This is a genomic window from Leisingera sp. S232 (genome assembly GCF_049800895.1).
In the GTDB taxonomy this organism is placed as follows: domain Bacteria; phylum Pseudomonadota; class Alphaproteobacteria; order Rhodobacterales; family Rhodobacteraceae; genus Leisingera.
Genome location: NZ_JBNAFX010000004.1, coordinates 159,398 through 175,689 on the forward strand (window position 1 = coordinate 159,398; position 16,292 = coordinate 175,689).

At 60.6% G+C, this 16,292-nt stretch carries 21 protein-coding genes; 9 read left to right on the forward strand and 12 right to left on the reverse strand.

Going from position 1 to position 16,292, the window contains the following annotated elements:
• Positions 1-29: 29 nt before the first annotated feature.
• Positions 30-830 carry a tRNA (guanosine(37)-N1)-methyltransferase TrmD gene (gene trmD, locus ACP151_RS04975; protein WP_424977754.1) on the reverse strand — a complete coding sequence of 267 codons (801 nt, stop codon included), beginning with the start codon at positions 828-830 and terminating at the stop codon, positions 30-32.
• Between the two features lie 56 nt (positions 831-886).
• Here trmD and ACP151_RS04980 point away from each other — a divergent pair, with 56 nt between their 5' ends.
• Positions 887-1,930 (forward strand): phosphotransferase family protein, encoded by a 1,044-nt coding sequence (locus tag ACP151_RS04980; protein WP_424977755.1) that lies wholly within the window; start codon positions 887-889, stop codon positions 1,928-1,930.
• Positions 1,931-1,945: 15 nt separating this feature from the next.
• Here the strand turns inward: ACP151_RS04980 and rimM are convergent, their stop codons facing one another.
• The 9 genes from rimM to ACP151_RS05025 all read right to left on the reverse strand — a co-directional run bounded on the left by rimM (position 1,946) and on the right by ACP151_RS05025 (position 7,987).
• A complete protein-coding gene (rimM, locus tag ACP151_RS04985) occupies positions 1,946-2,449 on the reverse strand; it encodes a ribosome maturation factor RimM (RefSeq protein ID WP_424977756.1) in 504 nt (167 codons plus the stop codon).
• Positions 2,450-2,602: 153 nt separating this feature from the next.
• Positions 2,603-3,241: a 5,6-dimethylbenzimidazole synthase gene (gene bluB / locus ACP151_RS04990; protein WP_424977757.1), complete on the reverse strand. Its 639-nt coding sequence runs from the start codon at positions 3,239-3,241 to the stop codon at positions 2,603-2,605.
• Positions 3,242-3,245: 4 nt separating this feature from the next.
• Complete coding sequence (gene rpsP, locus ACP151_RS04995) at positions 3,246-3,614, reverse strand: 30S ribosomal protein S16 (RefSeq protein WP_424977758.1); 369 nt, start codon at positions 3,612-3,614, stop codon at positions 3,246-3,248.
• A gap of 60 nt (positions 3,615-3,674) precedes the next feature.
• The gene (locus ACP151_RS05000) at positions 3,675-3,983 is read right to left on the reverse strand and encodes a chorismate mutase (RefSeq protein WP_424977759.1); all 309 of its coding nucleotides are present in this window, start codon (positions 3,981-3,983) and stop codon (positions 3,675-3,677) included.
• Positions 3,980-4,393: a hypothetical protein gene (locus tag ACP151_RS05005; RefSeq protein WP_424977760.1), complete on the reverse strand. Its 414-nt coding sequence runs from the start codon at positions 4,391-4,393 to the stop codon at positions 3,980-3,982. The genes ACP151_RS05000 and ACP151_RS05005 overlap by 4 nt, the downstream gene beginning before the upstream one ends.
• Before the next feature lie 61 nt (positions 4,394-4,454).
• Positions 4,455-5,021, reverse strand: coding sequence for a GNAT family N-acetyltransferase (locus ACP151_RS05010; RefSeq protein WP_424977761.1), 567 nt, complete (start codon positions 5,019-5,021; stop codon positions 4,455-4,457).
• 149 nt (positions 5,022-5,170) lie between these two features.
• The gene (locus tag ACP151_RS05015; RefSeq protein WP_424977762.1) at positions 5,171-5,722 is read right to left on the reverse strand and encodes a GNAT family N-acetyltransferase; all 552 of its coding nucleotides are present in this window, start codon (positions 5,720-5,722) and stop codon (positions 5,171-5,173) included.
• A 3-nt stretch (positions 5,723-5,725) separates the two neighbouring features.
• On the reverse strand, positions 5,726-7,249 hold the full coding sequence (gene ffh / locus ACP151_RS05020) for a signal recognition particle protein (RefSeq protein ID WP_424977763.1): 1,524 nt from the start codon (positions 7,247-7,249) through the stop codon (positions 5,726-5,728).
• A gap of 210 nt (positions 7,250-7,459) precedes the next feature.
• Complete coding sequence (locus ACP151_RS05025; RefSeq protein ID WP_424977764.1) at positions 7,460-7,987, reverse strand: hypothetical protein; 528 nt, start codon at positions 7,985-7,987, stop codon at positions 7,460-7,462.
• A 273-nt stretch (positions 7,988-8,260) separates the two neighbouring features.
• On the opposite strand from ACP151_RS05025, the gene ACP151_RS05030 reads away from it, so the two are divergent.
• A complete protein-coding gene (locus ACP151_RS05030) occupies positions 8,261-10,168 on the forward strand; it encodes an elongation factor G (protein WP_424977765.1) in 1,908 nt (635 codons plus the stop codon).
• Between the two features lie 110 nt (positions 10,169-10,278).
• Entirely contained in the window at positions 10,279-10,806 is a 528-nt protein-coding gene (locus ACP151_RS05035) for a prolyl-tRNA synthetase associated domain-containing protein (protein ID WP_424977766.1), read from the forward strand.
• 38 nt (positions 10,807-10,844) lie between these two features.
• Here ACP151_RS05035 and ACP151_RS05040 read toward each other — a convergent pair whose 3' ends face one another.
• The gene (locus ACP151_RS05040; protein WP_424977767.1) at positions 10,845-11,243 is read right to left on the reverse strand and encodes a hypothetical protein; all 399 of its coding nucleotides are present in this window, start codon (positions 11,241-11,243) and stop codon (positions 10,845-10,847) included.
• A gap of 19 nt (positions 11,244-11,262) precedes the next feature.
• On the opposite strand from ACP151_RS05040, the gene ACP151_RS05045 reads away from it, so the two are divergent.
• The 3 genes from ACP151_RS05045 (at position 11,263) to ACP151_RS05055 (ending at position 13,556) form a co-directional block, all read left to right on the forward strand.
• Complete coding sequence (locus ACP151_RS05045) at positions 11,263-12,141, forward strand: LysR family transcriptional regulator (protein ID WP_424977768.1); 879 nt, start codon at positions 11,263-11,265, stop codon at positions 12,139-12,141.
• Positions 12,129-13,040 carry a DMT family transporter gene (locus ACP151_RS05050; RefSeq protein ID WP_424977769.1) on the forward strand — a complete coding sequence of 304 codons (912 nt, stop codon included), beginning with the start codon at positions 12,129-12,131 and terminating at the stop codon, positions 13,038-13,040. Before ACP151_RS05045 ends, ACP151_RS05050 begins: the two co-directional genes overlap by 13 nt.
• Before the next feature lie 90 nt (positions 13,041-13,130).
• The gene (locus tag ACP151_RS05055) at positions 13,131-13,556 is read left to right on the forward strand and encodes a universal stress protein (RefSeq protein ID WP_424977770.1); all 426 of its coding nucleotides are present in this window, start codon (positions 13,131-13,133) and stop codon (positions 13,554-13,556) included.
• Positions 13,557-13,564: 8 nt separating this feature from the next.
• On the opposite strand, the gene ACP151_RS05060 is transcribed toward ACP151_RS05055, so the two are convergent.
• Positions 13,565-13,900, reverse strand: a complete 336-nt coding sequence (locus ACP151_RS05060; RefSeq protein ID WP_424977771.1) for an ArsR/SmtB family transcription factor — start codon at positions 13,898-13,900, stop codon at positions 13,565-13,567.
• A gap of 89 nt (positions 13,901-13,989) precedes the next feature.
• Between ACP151_RS05060 and ACP151_RS05065 the strand changes: the two genes are divergently transcribed.
• From ACP151_RS05065 to ACP151_RS05075, 3 genes are all read left to right on the forward strand, one after another.
• Positions 13,990-14,868 carry a DMT family transporter gene (locus tag ACP151_RS05065; RefSeq protein WP_424977772.1) on the forward strand — a complete coding sequence of 293 codons (879 nt, stop codon included), beginning with the start codon at positions 13,990-13,992 and terminating at the stop codon, positions 14,866-14,868.
• A 221-nt stretch (positions 14,869-15,089) separates the two neighbouring features.
• Positions 15,090-15,425 carry an AtpZ/AtpI family protein gene (locus ACP151_RS05070; protein WP_424977773.1) on the forward strand — a complete coding sequence of 112 codons (336 nt, stop codon included), beginning with the start codon at positions 15,090-15,092 and terminating at the stop codon, positions 15,423-15,425.
• A gap of 40 nt (positions 15,426-15,465) precedes the next feature.
• On the forward strand, positions 15,466-16,266 hold the full coding sequence (locus tag ACP151_RS05075; protein WP_424977774.1) for a F0F1 ATP synthase subunit A: 801 nt from the start codon (positions 15,466-15,468) through the stop codon (positions 16,264-16,266).
• The last annotated feature ends 26 nt before the right edge of the window (positions 16,267-16,292 follow it).

Genomic DNA, 16,292 nt, shown 5'->3' on the forward strand with positions numbered 1-16,292 from the left:
TGGCGCATCACTTACCCCGGAAAAGAGGGTTACTTGCGCTCTTTGGCGCAGCTGTAGGCGTCCCACAGATCGGGGCGACGGGCCTTCGTGATATCTTCGCTCACCTGTTGCCGCCACTCAGCTATTTTGCCGTGGTGGCCCGACATCAGCACCTTGGGGATTTCCCGTCCGTTCCATTCGGCCGGGCGGGTGTACTGTGGATGCTCTAATAGGCCCGAGGAAAAGCTTTCCTCTTCGGTTGAGGCCTGATTGCCCAGCACGCCGGGGATCAGCCGCACTGTGGCATCGATCAAGGCCTGTGCTGCCAGCTCACCGCCGGTCATCACGAAATCCCCGAGCGAGACCTCTTGAATGCCATAGTGTTCCAACACCCGTTCGTCGACGCCCTCGAAGCGACCGCACAGCAGGGTGATGCCGTCGCATTGCGCAAGCCCCTGCATCATCTGCTGATCCATCCGGCGGCCGCGAGGGGACAGGTAGATCAGGGGCCAGTTGCCGCGGATGCCCGCCATTGTGTGCTCAATCGCATCGCCAAGCACATCGGCGCGCAGCACCATGCCGGCCCCGCCGCCGGCGGGCGTGTCATCGACATTCCGGTGCTTGCCAACACCGAACGCGCGCAGATCTGTTGTTTCCAGCTGCCACAATCCCTCCTGCAGCGCCTTGCCAGTCAGGCTTTCACCCAGCACACCCGGGAAGGCATCGGGGAACAGCGTGATGATCTTGGCCTTCCACACACCGGTCAGATCCGGCGTCGGGGTCATCAGCTCGCGCGGCTTCAGAGACGGTCGGATAGCCTTGCGGCCATGAGATTTGCTTGGTGCTGTCATAATGATGCTGTTTAGATCAGTCAGAATTTCACGCAATAGAAAGCTTTGGTGTTTGGATGAAGTCGAACCGCACATTTCTGTCTGATCACAATGAGCAACAGAGCGGGTTTGAGGTTGCGCAGCGCCGGACTGAAGCCTTGTGGCCCGGCATTGCTTCGGACCTTGGTTTCCCGGCTGCTGGTGCAAAATTTAGAAGGATGCAAGTTAACCGCAAAAGAGAGGGGCAAAGCTGTGTCTTGCGGGTTTCCTTGCTGGACGGCAGGGAGTTCGTTTTGCGCGCCGACTTTTCGGAGAGCTATCTTGGTCAGTATCAGGTAAATTTAAAACGTCATCAAATTGCAGCTGAGACCCTGAAACGAACAGCAGGTGCTTCAGTTCCACAAGTCCTTTGGCATGATTCCCAGCGCAAATTCATGCTAATGGAACTCGCTCCTGGTGAGACAGCTTTTCAGGCTTTGAATCTGGCTGGGTTTGGGCTTGGCAACCGCAGTCAGCTGTTGACGCGGATCGGAGCTGCCATTGCTGCATTGCACTGTTGCTCTACCGCGGAAGAACAGGACTTCTGGCCGAAGCGGCAGCTGGAAAAAGTATCAAGGATCGCTAGTTCAGTTCGGGGCGGAGAATTGACAATTTTGAAACCGAAGCGGTTTCTGGGACTTTGTGCTTACCTCCATCGTGCCGGAAGGCGTGCTAGAGGTGTTAGGTTTCAGCCTGGCTTTGTTCACGGTGATCTTCATTTCCGGAATATCCTGATATCAGAAGAACTGGTTTCCTTCGTTGATTTCTCCAGTCAGCGTTTCCCAATTGCCGAACACGATATCGCCAATCTGTGGCTCGCAAATGGCCTGGACCATTTGGCAGCTTCGAGTAGATATGCCGGGTTTGGCGGGGTTTCGAAGGCGGATTGGGATGCGTTCGAAGCAGGGTATGGACGGCAGCTTACCCGTGAACCGTTGTTTCAATTCTGCTTTGCCCTGCGGCTTTGGGAGTCTTGGATCAGATACTCGGCGTCTGGCCTTGCCGAAGGAGACAAAGGCCAAAGGCAGCGCGAGCTTCTCGTGCAGGTGCTCAACCAGTTTTTGGAGCAAGAGCCTGACTGAGACGTGTTTACCCTGCTAGAATAGCCCGTCGGGCGGGTCGGCGATGATGCGGCCCTGGCTCAGGTCCACGGTCGGCACTGCCTCCAGGGTAAACGGCAGCAGCACTGTGGATTGCAACCCAGGGCCGTGGATTTCCAGCAAGTCAGAGGCGCCGTGGTTCTGCACCGACTTTACCGTGCCCAGCAGCGTACCACCGGTGTCGTAGACCTCCAGCTCCATCAGGTCCGTGTGGTAGTACTCGTCGTCCGGCAGCTGCGGCAGCTGGTCGCGGCGGGCAAACAGGCGCAGGCCCTTAAGGGCATCGGCGTCTTCCTTGGTTTCGACGCCACCCAGCAGCGCCGCAAAGCCGTTCTTGATCGAACGGGTAATGGTCAGGGAATAGCTCTGGCTGCCGTCCTCATTGCTGAGCGGCGAGTAGTCCTCAATCTCTTCCGGAACGGCGCAGAAACTCTTGAGCCGCACTTCGCCGCGCACCCCAAAGGACCCGGCAATAGCGCCTACGCAGATCAGATTGCTCATGGTGTCAGTCCTTTGCACAGAACCCCGCGCGCAGCCATTGGCCGCCGGATTGTTCGCAGAGTTCGCCTTGGTGGTTTCGTTCAAAGAGGATGCCTGCGGTAAAGGCCACTGCAACAAAAAACACAAGCCTTATCAACCGTCCCATTGGCGGTCTCAGCGGGTTTCAAGCGGCAGATCCGCCATCCGGCTTTCCCAGCCGGTTTGTTCCAGTTCGGGGATCTCCGACAGCCGTTCCGGATAGCCGATGCAAAAGTAACCGATCAGCTGCCAGCCTTCAGGCGCGTTCAGGTCGCGATTCAGCTGCTCCGGGTCCAGCACCGAAACCCAGCCCAGGCCCAGCCCTTCGGCCCGCAAAGCAAGCCAGAATAGGGTGATGGCGGTGACCACCGAATAGCGGCGCATCTCCGGCATGGTTGCGGCGCCAAGGCCATGGCCCTGTGCAGTCTCGTCGTCACAGTAGACTGCCAGCTGCACCGGGGCGTCGCGCATGCCGGAAAGCTTGAGCCCGGCATACATTTCGGCGCGATCGCCAGAGTATCCAGCAAGCGCTTCCGCATTGGCAGCTTCGAAATTCTTCAGGGCGGCGGCCCGGGCGGTGTCGCTTTGCACCCGCAGAACGCGCCAGGGTTCGCTCAGGCCCACGGAAGGGGCGAAGTGAAAGGCAGAGAGGCAGCGCATCAGCACTGCCTCTTCCACCGGATCGCTGCGGAACCGGCGCACGTCGCGCCGGAGCCGCATCAGCAGATTAAGCTGGCTGCGGAACTCTTCGGGAAAAGCACCCCGCAGCTCCACGGAATTATTCCGCGTCTGCAGCTGCTTCGGCGGCTTCAGCAGCCTTTGCAGCTTTCTCTTCTGCGCGTTCCTGGGCTTTCTTGCCCGGGGTGCCTTTTTTCGGGTTGCTGCGCTCGGCCTTGGCACGGACGCCTGCGGCTTCCAGCATACGGGCGATACGGTCGGTCGGCTGCGCGCCCTGGTCCAGCCAGTGCTGCACGCGCTCCATGTCCATTTTCACGCGCTCTTCCGAATCTTTCGGCAGCAGCGGGTTGTAGGTGCCCAGCTTCTCGATGAAGCGGCCGTCGCGCGGCATGCGGCTGTCAGCAGCCACGATGCGGTAGAAGGGACGTTTTTTCGAGCCGCCGCGGGCCAAACGAATTTTCATTGCCATGGGTACATCTCCTTTGATGGCGTTTTCCGGGGTATGCCCCGGTTGTTCCTGTTGTCGTTGTTATTCTTGGTGTTTTTTGTGGTGGCGGATGACTTCACCGATGATGAAGTTCAAAAATGCCTTGGCGAATTCAGGATCCAGATCGGCCTGATCCGCCAGGTCTTCAAGCCGTGCAATCTGTGCCGCTTCGCGGGTCGGATCGGACGGGGGAAGGTCGTGTTCGGCCTTGAGCTGGCCGACGGCCTGGGTGTGCTTGAAACGCTCGCCCAATGTGTAGACGAGGATCGCATCCAGGCGGTCGATGCTTTCGCGGTGGCCCTTGAGCAGTTCGGCTGCGCGGGCAACGGGGTCATGTGTATCTGTTGTCATCGGGTTCTCCGCAATGCAGCAGGCCGGGGTGTCATCAAGGGGGTGTCATGCGTGCAGCGCGCGTGCACCATCTGTGCAGCGCCGCCGCGCAGCGTAGCGGGTGTGGGGCGCAGGTCAGGCGACGGGGGGCAGGAGACCGCATCATTGCCGTCGATTGCGGCTGCCTCGTGATCTTTTTCGGCACCAGGGCGAAACGCATCAAGTTTCTTGAGGTCGATATAGTTGCGAGCAGCCGTCCAGCCCGGATTTGAATAAAAATGTCCGCGTGCGGCGCGCGAAGCCTCCAGGGCATTCCCCCTGCCTGCGGTGCAGGGCCGGATGATCCAGGCGATCCTTTGTTCGGGCCAGGCTGCGGGCTGCTGGCCGTCGGCCATGCGGGAGGTTTCCGTCACCGGGATGTCAAACGGCATCAGCGCGCTCCTTCCGGCAGAAGGGCGCGACTTGGCCGGGATATGATCCCGCGACGGCACATCAGTGCAGGAACCCCTGTGCAGCCTGCGGTCCGGAGACGCGCGGTGGCGGCATGTGGCGCCAGGCACGGATATTGGGCGCTGGCTGCAGGCGGAAGGAGACGGGGCGTTCCGGTCGCGCGCCGACCCGGCGGGCCAGAGCGATGGAGGCGTCGTTTTCTTCGGGAACATAGGAAACGATCGTTTCCCAGCCTGCATCGGAGAACAGCCAGTCCAGCACGCATTGCGCAGCTTCGCTGGCATAGCCCTTGCCGCGTCCCGGTTCCATCAGGTGCCAGGACAGTTCCGGCTCCGGCCAGCCTTTAGGGAACCAGGGGCCGACAAGGCCAACAGCCGTGCCAGTACCGCGTTCAACCACGGCAAAGAGACCGTAACCGTGCAGATGCCAATGGCCGATGATGGTGGCAATCGACCACCACAGAGAATCAGGATCTTCCGCCGCGTCGATGAAACGCGGCGCGCCCGGATTCAGAAAAGCCGCATTGGCGTCAAACTCCGGATCAGCCGGAGACACCAGCAAGAGTCTTTCAGAAACAAGCCGTGGATACGGCTTTCGCTCGTTGTTCATGTTACACCCCTTTGCTCGGGCGGCGCACCGCCCGGCATGAATTTCACCCATCCAATGATGGAGTATTGGGCGGAGGGTGTAATTTTCGGTTAAACGGAGCGCGTCTGCAGCCGCCGGAACGGCCAATATCGGGTCAATTTGATGAAAGCTCATGCGTAAGCCTCCATCCCGCCATCGCTGGGCGCGGCAGGGGCGGGATGGCGGTAAACCAGCTCACGCCCATGTTTGGGGTTGTCGATCTCTGTTTCGAATACGGCGCCCAGCCGTTCGGCAAGAGCGACCGAGCGGGTATTGCCAGGGAAGATATTGGAGCTGAGCGCTGGTAGGCCCATGACCTGACAGGCATAGGTGCGCACAGCCAGTGCGGCCTCTGCCATGGCACCGCGGCCTTCGCCGGCCGGGAAGGCAACCCAGCCCAGTTCTGGCTCTGTCCAGCCCTCAGGCTGCCAGATGCCAGTGATGCCAAGCACTTCGCCGCTGGTCTTGCAGGTAATGGTCCAGAAGCCGAAGCCGCGCATCGCCCAATGGCCTATCGACATGGTGAACCAGCGCCAGGCTTCGTTGCGGTCCAGCGGGCCGCCAAACCCCCAGGAGCGTGCTTCGTCTGCGAAGAATGCTGCCACGGGCCCAAAATCCGTCGCCTCCGGTCCGCGCAGGACCAGGCGTTCGGTTTCAAACTGAGGGATGGCGGGGAGCTGCATTGATTACTTCTTCTTGCCGAAACCGCTGAGACCTGCGGGCAGGCCCATGCCGCCGCCGAGACCCGGAAGTCCGCCGGGCAGGCCGCCTTTGCCGCCCATGGCTTTGGCCGCGGCTTCCAGCGCCTTGGGGTCCATCTGGCTGGGGTCCATGCCCTCCATGCCGGGCATGCCGCCGCCCTTGCCGAACATGCCCTTCATGGCCTGTTTCAGCATCTTGCCTTTGCCCATCTTGCCCATTTTCTTCATCATATCGGCCATCTGCCGATGCATCTTCAGAAGCTTGTTGAGGTCGCTGACTTCCATACCGGAACCGGCTGCGATGCGTTTTTTACGGGAGGCCTGCAGCAGGGCGGGGTTGGCGCGCTCTTTCTTGGTCATCGACTGGATCATGGCAATCTGGCGTTTCAACACCTTGTCGTCCATGCCGGCGTCCTGCACCTGCTTGGCCATTTTGCCCATGCCGGGCATCATCTGCATCATGCCCTCCATGCCGCCCATCTGGAGCATCTGTTCAAGCTGCATCTTCAGGTCGTTCATGTTGAACTGACCTTTCATCATGCGCTTCATCATCTTCTCGGCCTGTTCGGCCTCGATGGTTTCCTGGGCCTTTTCGACCAGCGCCACGATGTCGCCCATGCCCAGAATGCGACCGGCGATCCGGTCGGCCTCGAAGGTTTCTAGGGCGTCCATTTTCTCGCCCAGGCCGACAAAGCGGATCGGCTTGCCGGTGACAGCGCGCATCGACAGAGCAGCACCGCCACGGCCGTCGCCGTCCATCCGAGTGAGCACCACGCCGGAGATGCCGATCTTGGCGTCGAATTCCTCGGCCACCTCGACGGCGACCTGGCCGGTCAGGCCATCGACCACAAGCAGGGTCTCGCGCGGGGAGACCACATTGCGGACGTCCTCGACCTCCTGCATGAGGGTCTCGTCGATGTGCAGGCGGCCGGCGGTATCCAGCATATAGACGTCATAACCGCCGAGCGTTGCTTGCTGCTTGGCGCGTTTGGCGATGTCGACCGGTTTCTGGCCGGGCACGATGGGCAGGGTGTCGACGCCGATCTGGGTGCCAAGGACGGCCAGCTGGTCCATTGCCGCCGGGCGGTAGATGTCGAGCGAGGCCATCAGGACCTTCTTGCCCTCTTTCTCTTTCAGCCGTTTCGCCAGCTTGCCGGTGGTGGTGGTCTTGCCGGAGCCTTGCAGGCCGACCATCAGCACGGGTGCGGGCGGGTTGTCGACCTTGAGCTTGCCGGGGTCCTCATCGCCACGCAGCACGTCGACCAATGCGTCATGAACGATTTTCACCACCTGCTGACCCGGGGTCACCGATTTGGTGACGGCCTGGCCGGTGGCTTGTTCCTGCACTTTCTTGACGAAGTCGCGGGCAACCGGCAGCGAGACGTCGGCTTCCAGAAGCGCAACACGGACTTCGCGCAGGGCGGATTTGACGTCTTCCTCGTTCAGGGCGCCTTGCTTGGTAAGCCGGTCAAAGACGCCGGAAAGGCGTTCGGATAGATTTTCAAACATGCCTGCGGCCTCCTGATGCCGGTTACGTTATATGGCGCCCCCGTATGTAGGGAACATGCGGTCCATGCGCAAATGTCCCCGAGATCCGGTGTCAGTCGTGGGGGCAAACCAAACGAGTTTGCCCCCACGGGCGTAACACGCTGGTGGGGGGCGATCCCTGGCACGGGCAGGGACCGGAAGACTCAGTGCTTCCGGATGTTCAGGCAGGCGTTACGCGGAATGACCGCCCGAGTCAACCTTTGCCGGGCTTTCGGCCGGGAGCCATGCGTTGATCGCATCACTCAGCCGCTGCGGGCCGCGGCCGTTGGTATAGGCCTCGACCACCGGGTGGCGGCCGGCGCTCATACCGCCGTCCAGGATCAGGACGGGGCGGTAAAGCATGCGTGTGCGGCCTGAGCTGCGGCTGGTGGTGCTTTCCACTTCGGCGTGGGACAGGTCGGCCAGGCGGTGTTCCACTTTGCTGTAGCCGAATATGGACTGGCGGCGGATTACAATGCTGCCGCCGGGCCGGTCCAGGATCACCTGTACCCGGCGCACGAAAATGCATAAGCCGGCAAAGCCCATTCCACCGCCCATGAGGGCAAAGAAGAGGCCGAAGAAAATGTTTTCGCCGCCGGCGCTGGCAAGGCCGAAACCGGCGCCCACAAAGGCGAGGATGAAGAGAACCAGCATGATTCCAAACAGCCAGGGCGTGTCGGACAGGATCAATTGCTCGGGCGTGTTGCGGGTGATTTTCATGATGCAAGCTTACCTTAGGGAAGGTGTTCGTTCAGGGGAAAATGGCGGGCTTTGCGTCAAATAATATGTGTGGGGCACCGCCGCTACGTCCTCTGTGCGCTTGACACGGGGCGGGGCGCTTGGCCAACATTAAAAATGGCCTCGTACTGCACTCAAGGGTACGGGGCGCTCAGAAAAGCATCGAGGCAGATCTTTGGCGCAGGCAAGCTGCACGCCCTTGGCGGCTGCGGTCCTTGGCGGGCATTCGCATCAGCTAAGGGAGGATCTGAGAACATGCGCGTTTTCACTATTCTGGGGCCGTCGCAGTCCGGCAAATCAACGCTGGCTTCGGCGCTGGCCAATCTGGACGATGCCGCAGGCAAACGGCAGGAGGTTGCAGGTGTCGCCGCTTTACAGCCTTTTTCATTCATGGGCGAGGACTGGGCCGCAGTCGACATTGCAGGCGGGGCCGACAATCTTTCGCAGGCGGGCCCTGCATTGGCAGCCAGCGATGCGGCAGTGCTATGCGTCCCAGCTGATGCCGAGGCTGCGGTGCTTAGTGCGCCATATTTGCGCAAACTGGAAGAGGCGGGCATCCCCGCCTTTATTTTTGTCAACCGTATGGACCAGGCAGCCGACCGGGTGGCGGAAATCGTCGCGGCACTTCAGGCCTATTGCAACCACAACATCATTCTGCGGCAGGTGCCGATCCGCGAGAAGGGTCAGGTTGTGGGTGCTGTGGATCTGATTTCGGAGCGTGCCTGGCAGTATCAGGAGGGCAAGCCTTCGGCGCTGATAGAGCTGCCGGTGGCTATGTATACCCGTGAACAGGAGGCGCGCACCGAGTTGCTGGAGGCATTGGCAGATTTTGACGATGCATTGCTGGAGGAGCTGATCGAGGATCAGAAGGTGATGGCCGAGGAGGTCTATGAGGTGGCCACCAAGGTCTTGCAGCACAATGACCTGATACCGGCGTTGATGGGATCTGCAGAGCACAAGAACGGCATCCTGCGGTTGATGAAATCGCTGCGCCATGAGGCGCCGGATGTGGGAGTTGCATTGGAGCGCCTGTCGCAGGATGGCAAGGTGATTGCGGTCGGCTGCATGGCGGATCTGGTCAAGCATCTGGGCAAGACCATCATGGTGCGGGCCATGGACACGGGTGTCGGCAACGGCGCAGCGGTTGGCGGCGCGTCGCTGGGGTCGTTCACGGCAATTGGTGCGGCAGCGCAGGGCGCATTTGGGGCAGGGGACATGGGGCAGGCCGTCAAGTCCGACCATCTGAACCTGGGATTTTCCTATGGGACGGACGGTGCGGCGCCCTTGCCAGACTGGGCGCAGCCGCGGCCCTCAACCTTTCGGCGGGTGATCACCCCAATGCATGAGCGTGACGACGCGCGGCTGTCGGGCGCTTTGGAGCGGCTGGCGGAAATCGACCCGGCGTTGGAAGTTGGCCAGGATGAGGCCAGCGGCCATGCGCTGCTGAGCCTGCAAGGGCCGCTGCATATGCGCCGCATCAAGCACACACTGAAAGCAGAGTTCGGGGTTGAGGTCGCAGAGGAGATGGTGCCGCCCGCCTTGCGCGAGACCATCAACAAGCCGGTGCAGATCCATCACCGCCACCGCAAGCAGTCCGGCGGCGCCGGGCAGTTTGCGGATGTGGTGGTTGAGGTGAAACCCTTGCCGCGCGGCAGTGGCTTTGTGTTTGAGGAAACTGTGAAGGGCGGCGCGGTGCCGAAGAACTATATCCCATCGGTCGAGGCGGGCGCGCGCGAGGCGCTGGCGCAGGGCTTGAACGGCCATCCGGTGGTGGATGTCTGCGTGACGCTGAAGGATGGCAAGCACCATTCAGTCGACAGTTCCGACTATGCATTTCGCACAGCCGGCAAGAACGCGGTGAAGGAGGCCATGGCAGAGGCCGGCGCCACGCTGCTGCAGCCGATCATGCGGGTGCAGATCCATGTGCCCTCGGTGTTCACTGGTGGGCTGGTGCCGGTGGTCAGCGGCATGAAAGGGCAGATCCTGGGGTTTGAAGCCGAAGACGGTGTCGCGGGCTGGGATGTGTTCGAGACCCTGTTGCCGATGGCGGCGCAGGATGAGCTGTGCAACACGCTGGCCAGCCATACCCGCGGCACTGGCTGGTTCAGCACCGGTTTTGACCATTATGAAGAAGCCCGCCGCGCTGATTTCGCTGAGGCCTGAGGCCCGGTGTGGCGCAAAACAACCTGCAAGGGGCGCTGGACCCCTTGCATTTCCCTGCGGTTCCGCGCGATCTGCTTGGCAATTCAGACAACGGTTTGCGGAGCAAGATCATGGACGCCTCTTCTGCTTATCAGGACAGCCTGCCTGTCTCCTCTGACGCGCTGTTGGCGCAGTTGGACGACTGGGGTATTCCCTATGTCCTACATACCCATGTGCCGCTGCGCACCGTTGAGGACGCCAAAAATGTCGAGGGTCAGTTCATGGTGCCGGGCGAAAACGCGCTGCGGCTGAAAAACCTGTACCTGCGGGACAAGAAGAAGCGGAACTATCTGGTCACGCTGGAGCAGGACCGGGAGATCGACCTCAAGGGCCTGGGTGCTGAGCTGGGCATCGGCAACCTGTCTTTCGGCTCAGCGGATCGGCTGCTGGAGAACCTTGGCATTCGCCCCGGTGCGGTCAGCCCGCTGGCGATGATCACTGGCGCAGAGAAAGGCGTGACATTCTATATGGATGCTGCCGCGCAGGACGCGGATGTGATCTTTATGCATCCGCTGGTCAATGACCGCACGGTCTCGATGACGCGCGCAGACGTCATGGCGTTTTTTGAGAAGATCGGCGTTGAAGTGCACTGGGTTTAGCCACTCTCTTTCCCCTCTAATGTCCCTACCGCAGCCGCCTAAACGGCGGCGGGGGTTGCAAACAGAAAGCTGTTGGCCGTTCTTTGCTGCCTGTGCCGCAGCATGCTGCTGCGTGCGGGTCGCTGGTTTTGCCTGTCAATGCGCTGATCGGCTAGGGTGAAATTGCCGCCAATCCTGACCTTGTCCTGAAGAGTCAGTAGGGCGGCGAGATCATGGCGGATCACCTGTGCTGTCTCAAGACGGGATATGACCTGTGCAGAGAGGCCGCGGGTCGCCGGGCCAAAGGCGGCGGGCGAAAGAGGTGATGTGGAGGATGGATGGTATGTGCCTTGGCGACGGTCCTGTCCTTGTTGCTGACAGAGATCTGGGCTATTGCATTTTTGAACGCAACACTGCCATTTTGGTGGATGATGTGCGAAATCGCGCAGATGCGGCATGCGAGTCAAGGAGGCAGTCATGGAGAATTGGGACGAGGTGCGCACCGCCTATCAGGTGGCCCGTATGGGCACGGTCAGCGGAGCCGCCGAGGTGCTTGGCGTGCACCATGCAACGGTTATCCGGCATATCGATGCGATCGAGGCGCGTCTTGGAGTGAAGCTGTTTCAGCGCCACGCACGCGGTTATACGCCGACGGAAGCCGGCCAGGATCTGTTGCGGGTGGCGCAGGCGACTGATGATCAGTTCAGCCAGCTCGTGGGGCGGTTGAAGGGGCAGGGCGAAGACGTTTCCGGGGAACTGGTGATTACCTCGCTTGCCTCTTTTGCGCCAATGCTGGTGCCGGCGTTGAAAGAATTTCAGGACATGCATCCCGGGCTGATCATCCGCTACCTGACCGGCGATCGGCTGTTCCGGCTGGAATACGGCGAAGCGCATGTGGCCGTGCGGGCCGGTAATGCGCCGGATCAGCCGGACAATGTGGTGCAGCCCTTCATCAAGCAGCAGGTGGGGCTTTATGCCTCCAAGGCCTATGCCGAAAAATACGGTGTGCTGCAGGGCGTGGAGGATATGGCGAACCACCGCTTCATTGGCAATGACGATGAAAACAGCCGCGCCCCGTTTTCGCGCTGGCTGCGGGCCAATGCGCCGACAGAGGCGATCTCGTTCCGTTGCTCCAACGGGTTCACCATGCAGAATGCGGTGCACAGCGGCGCTGGTATCGGCTTTATGGCGGCCTGGGAGGCGCGGCAGAATCCGAACCTGGTGGAAATGATGGCGCCAAAGGAAGACTGGGAAGGCACGCTGTGGCTGGTGACCCATGTAGACCTGCACCGCACCACCAAGGTGCAGACCTTCCTGAAGTTCCTGAAGGAACAGGCCAAGGTATGGCAGCTGTGAGCGAGGCGCTGCGCGGGCATCTGGCAATGCTGGCCTTTTCGGCTCTGGTTGCCGGCTCGTTCTCGCTGGGGGGGATGGTGGCGAATGAAATCGCTCCGGCTGCCCTGAATGCTGCGCGGTTCCTGATTGCCGCGGCCATCATCGGCTTGGCGGTGCTGGCCACACGGGGCATTCGCCGCGAGGATTACAAGGCGCCCTGGCGTTTTGCCGTTCTGGGCGGTTTGTTCGCGGCTTACTTTGTTTTGATGTTTTACGGGCTGCAGTCTGCTGCACCGGTTAGCGCGGCAGCGGTTTTTACCCTGGTTCCGGTGATGAGTGCTGTCTTTGGCTGGCTTTTGCTGCGGCAGATCACGTCAGGATGGATGGCGCTGGCCCTGTCCATCGGTGCGGCCGGTGCGGTTTGGGTGATCGTGCGCGGTGATTTCGATGTTCTGATGACCTTTGAGATCGGCAAAGGCGAAATCATCTATTTCTGGGGGTGTGTTCTGCACGCCGTCTACACGCCGCTGGTGCGCAGGCTGAACCGGGGAGAACCAGCGCTGCCGTTCACCTTTGGCATGCTGATTGCCGGTGCGGCTGTTTTGCTGGTTTTTGGCTGGGGTGACATCATGGCGACCAGCTGGCTTTCGTTGCCTTGGATCGTGTGGACCGGCCTGTTCTACCTTGCCGTCTGCGCCAGTTCCGCAACTTTTGTGCTGCTGCAGTACGCAACCCTGCGGCTGCCTTCTGCCAAGGTGATGGCCTATACCTATCTGACGCCAAGCTGGGTGATCCTGTGGGAGATTGCGCTGGGCCACACCGCGCCACCGGGTCTCGTGCTGATCGGTGTGGCGATGTCGGTGATCGCCTTGGTGATGCTGCTGGAAGGGGCTGCCAAGGCGCAGCGGGCCGGAGCCTGATCGTTCGCCTTGATGGACATCAAGGCAGACTGGTATTGGGCTGCTACCGTGCAGGGCAGGGAATGCGCCCCAGGTAGTTAGGAGCGTGAAATGTTCAAGCATATTGTGGTGCCGATTGATCTGCGCCTGCCGGACCCAGTGCCAAAGGCGATGAATGTGGCAATGGAATTGGCCGGTATAGAGGGCGCACGGTTGACGCTGGTCAATGTGACGGGCGGCCATACCGGCGAAACGCTGGACGGCGAGACCGCAGCGGAAGCAGTTGTCATGCTGGCACGGCAGGTTGAGGAGAAGATTGCCGAGCGTTCGGAGGGGGTGAAAGTCGAGGGGATTTCAGTGCGTTCAAACGACGTGGCGGCAGAAGTGGATTCCATTCTTGCCCGAACTGTCGAGGAAATCGGCGCTGATCTTGTGGTGGCGGGAAGCCACGCGCCACGGCTGATGGATCATATCTTCTCGTCACATGCCGGGTATCTCGTGAGACATTCGAAAGCGTCGGTTTTTGTGGTGCGCTAAGCCCCTTGCTAGCCGCCGTCCCGGTCTGCCAGCTCCGCTTCCAGAAAGCGCTCGAAGGCATCAAGATTGACCGGTTCGAACTGACCGAACCCTTGCATCCAAACAGAGGCAGCCTGCATTGCGTCGGGCTGCAGCTTGCACCATTTCACCCGGCCGCGTTTTTCCTGCGCGATTAGTCCGGCGCGGGTCAGGATGGTCAGATGTTTGGAGATGGCGGCGAGCGACATCTCGAAAGGCTCCGCCACATCTGTGACTGCCATGTCATCCTCCAGGAGCATGGTGAGGATTGCCCGGCGAGTCGGGTCAGCCAGCGCTGCAAAGACGGTGTCGAGTGGATCGCTCATGCCTGACAGTCCTAAAGGGCAAGAACCGGGTCGACAATCCTGCAAAACATGCGATGGATCAGCGTGCGGCATGCTGGAGGGCGGTGGATATGGCTTTGCGCTATTGGGCGGTGATTTTCGTTCTCGGCATCGGCTGGGGCATGTCGTTCATGTTCAACGCCATCCTGCTGCGTGAGCTGGGGCCGTTGTCGGTGTCCATGGGGCGGGTCGGTTTCGGTGCGCTGGGCTGCTGGGTCTATGTGCTGGCGGCGCGCAAAAAGGTGCCTGGCCGGCCCGGACGCTGGCTGGCGCTGTTTGGCTTCGGGGTGCTCAGCTATGCAGGGCCGTTTGCCTTTTATGCGCTGGGTCAGCAGCATATCGCCAGTGGCGTGGCGGGGATTGTCAACGCAACCACGCCGGCTCTGGCAGTGGTGGTTTCGCATTTCTGGCCCAGCGGTGAGCGGGCCTCGGCTCTGAAATCTCTGGGAGTGATCTGTGGCTTCCTGGGCATTGTTCTCTTGTCGCTGCCGCTGCTGCAGGGTGGCCAATCCTCGGAAGTCTGGGCTGTGCTGATTACCCTTTGTGCGCCGCTGTGCTATGCGTTTTCGGTCAATTTCGCGCGCAGCTTTCGGGATATGGATCCGGTGGTGCTGGTGGCCATTGCACTGACCGGCGCTACAGTTGCGATTGCCCCGCTGGCCATCTGGAGCGAGGGGCTGCCGCATGTCACGCGGATGGAGACCTGGGCGTCCCTGTTCGTGATCGGCTTTGTGCTAACCTCTGCTGCTTTCATCGCCTTTTTCTGGGTGCTGCCCAAAGTGGGGCCGACCAATATCACTATGCCGACCCTGATTGCGCCGGTCTCAGCGTTGTTGCTGGGAACCTATGTGCTGAAAGAGCCGCTGCTAAGCGAGCATCTGTGGGGCATGGCTGCGATCCTTCTGGGGCTTTTGCTGATCGACGGGCGGATCGTCCGTTGGCGGTGGTAAAAACGCCCTCCGGACAAAATCAACCTTTTGGTTGAATATGGATTCCGGACCCGTTTTGCGTCGACAGCGGCTGCGGCAGAGCGGCGCGGCTCTCCGGGCTGGATTTTATTATATTGAATAACAGTGTCTTAGGTCGCATTTAAATCTTCAATCCTTGTAATTGACTCCTAAGCCCCTTGGCCTTAGCACCCTGCATAGAAATTCGCGTGAGGATGGCGCCCGTGACCGATGACGACCAAAAGCAGCGCATGGCGCAGCTGGAGGAGAAATTGGCAGCGGCGCGTAAGGCCCAAGAGCCCAAGCCGCGCGTGGATGAGCATTATTCCCTGGCCAATCAGGCCTGGCGGATGGTGATTGAATTGGTGGCTGGTCTCGGGATCGGCTTTGGCATCGGATACGGGCTGGACCATCTGTTTGGAACCCTGCCTATCTTCATGGTGCTGTTTGTAATGCTGGGCCTGGCGGCTGGAGTGAAGACGATGCTTCGCACCGCGCAAGAGATCCAGGAACAGAAACTGGCCGAAGAGGCCGAAAAAAATACGCAAGACCGGGGCTGATCCGACGGGATCAGGCTCTGGCGACAGGAGAAGCGGACCGATGGGCAAAATTTTCTTTTACGCAGCTCTGGCACTGGTAGTTGTGTCGGGTCTGATTTTCGCTCCGGCGGAAGCAAAGCTGGCGATCCACCCGATGGACCAGTTCCAGGTGAGCGCGCTGTTCGGCGATCACATCTCCTGGTACACTCCGACCAATGTGACCCTGTGGATGGCCCTGGCGGTTGCTGCTGTGTTTGCGCTGCTGGTTCTGGGGTCTTCGCGCCGCGCCATCGTGCCGGGCCGCGCCCAATCGGTTGCGGAACTGGCTTATGGCTTCATCTACAAGATGGTTGAAGACGTTGCCGGCAAGGACGGCGTCAAGTTCTTCCCCTATATCATGACCCTGTTCATGTTCATCGTGATGGCCAACTTCCTGGGCCTGATCCCCGGCTCCTTCACCACCACCTCGCATATCGCTGTGACTGCGGTTCTGGCGGCGCTGGTCTTCTTCACTGTGACCATCGTTGGTTTCGTAAAGAACGGCGTTGGCTTCCTGGGTCTGTTCTGGGTGTCGAGCGCGCCGTTGGCGCTCCGCCCGATCCTGGCCATCATCGAATTGATTTCCTACTTCGTGCGCCCGGTCAGCCACAGCATTCGTCTGGCTGGCAACGTGATGGCTGGCCACGCGGTTCTGAAAGTGTTCGCAGGCTTTGCCGCAGCGCTGGGCATGTTCAGCTTCCTGCCGATCTTTGCCATCACCGCGGTTTACGCACTCGAAGTTCTGGTGGCCTTCATCCAGGCCTACGTCTTCACCATCCTGACCTGCGTGTACCTGAAGGACGCACTGCACCCGAGCCACTAAGGCCAGGATCTGAAAGCTTACCGGGC

Excerpts from the sequence above, each read along its gene's own strand:
- trmD (WP_424977754.1), bottom strand. The coding sequence starts at position 830 with ATGACAGCACCAAGCAAATCTCATGGCCGCAAGGCTATCCGACCGTCT.
- ACP151_RS04980 (WP_424977755.1), top strand. The coding sequence starts at position 887 with ATGAAGTCGAACCGCACATTTCTGTCTGATCACAATGAGCAACAGAGC.
- rimM (WP_424977756.1), bottom strand. The coding sequence starts at position 2,449 with ATGAGCAATCTGATCTGCGTAGGCGCTATTGCCGGGTCCTTTGGGGTG.
- rpsP (WP_424977758.1), bottom strand. The coding sequence starts at position 3,614 with ATGGCAATGAAAATTCGTTTGGCCCGCGGCGGCTCGAAAAAACGTCCC.
- ACP151_RS05000 (WP_424977759.1), bottom strand. The coding sequence starts at position 3,983 with ATGACAACAGATACACATGACCCCGTTGCCCGCGCAGCCGAACTGCTC.
- ACP151_RS05005 (WP_424977760.1), bottom strand. The coding sequence starts at position 4,393 with ATGCCGTTTGACATCCCGGTGACGGAAACCTCCCGCATGGCCGACGGC.
- ACP151_RS05010 (WP_424977761.1), bottom strand. The coding sequence starts at position 5,021 with ATGAACAACGAGCGAAAGCCGTATCCACGGCTTGTTTCTGAAAGACTC.
- ACP151_RS05015 (WP_424977762.1), bottom strand. The coding sequence starts at position 5,722 with ATGCAGCTCCCCGCCATCCCTCAGTTTGAAACCGAACGCCTGGTCCTG.
- ffh (WP_424977763.1), bottom strand. The coding sequence starts at position 7,249 with ATGTTTGAAAATCTATCCGAACGCCTTTCCGGCGTCTTTGACCGGCTT.
- ACP151_RS05025 (WP_424977764.1), bottom strand. The coding sequence starts at position 7,987 with ATGAAAATCACCCGCAACACGCCCGAGCAATTGATCCTGTCCGACACG.
- ACP151_RS05030 (WP_424977765.1), top strand. The coding sequence starts at position 8,261 with ATGCGCGTTTTCACTATTCTGGGGCCGTCGCAGTCCGGCAAATCAACG.
- ACP151_RS05035 (WP_424977766.1), top strand. The coding sequence starts at position 10,279 with ATGGACGCCTCTTCTGCTTATCAGGACAGCCTGCCTGTCTCCTCTGAC.
- ACP151_RS05040 (WP_424977767.1), bottom strand. The coding sequence starts at position 11,243 with ATGCCGCATCTGCGCGATTTCGCACATCATCCACCAAAATGGCAGTGT.
- ACP151_RS05045 (WP_424977768.1), top strand. The coding sequence starts at position 11,263 with ATGGAGAATTGGGACGAGGTGCGCACCGCCTATCAGGTGGCCCGTATG.
- ACP151_RS05050 (WP_424977769.1), top strand. The coding sequence starts at position 12,129 with ATGGCAGCTGTGAGCGAGGCGCTGCGCGGGCATCTGGCAATGCTGGCC.
- ACP151_RS05055 (WP_424977770.1), top strand. The coding sequence starts at position 13,131 with ATGTTCAAGCATATTGTGGTGCCGATTGATCTGCGCCTGCCGGACCCA.
- ACP151_RS05060 (WP_424977771.1), bottom strand. The coding sequence starts at position 13,900 with ATGAGCGATCCACTCGACACCGTCTTTGCAGCGCTGGCTGACCCGACT.
- ACP151_RS05065 (WP_424977772.1), top strand. The coding sequence starts at position 13,990 with ATGGCTTTGCGCTATTGGGCGGTGATTTTCGTTCTCGGCATCGGCTGG.
- ACP151_RS05075 (WP_424977774.1), top strand. The coding sequence starts at position 15,466 with ATGGGCAAAATTTTCTTTTACGCAGCTCTGGCACTGGTAGTTGTGTCG.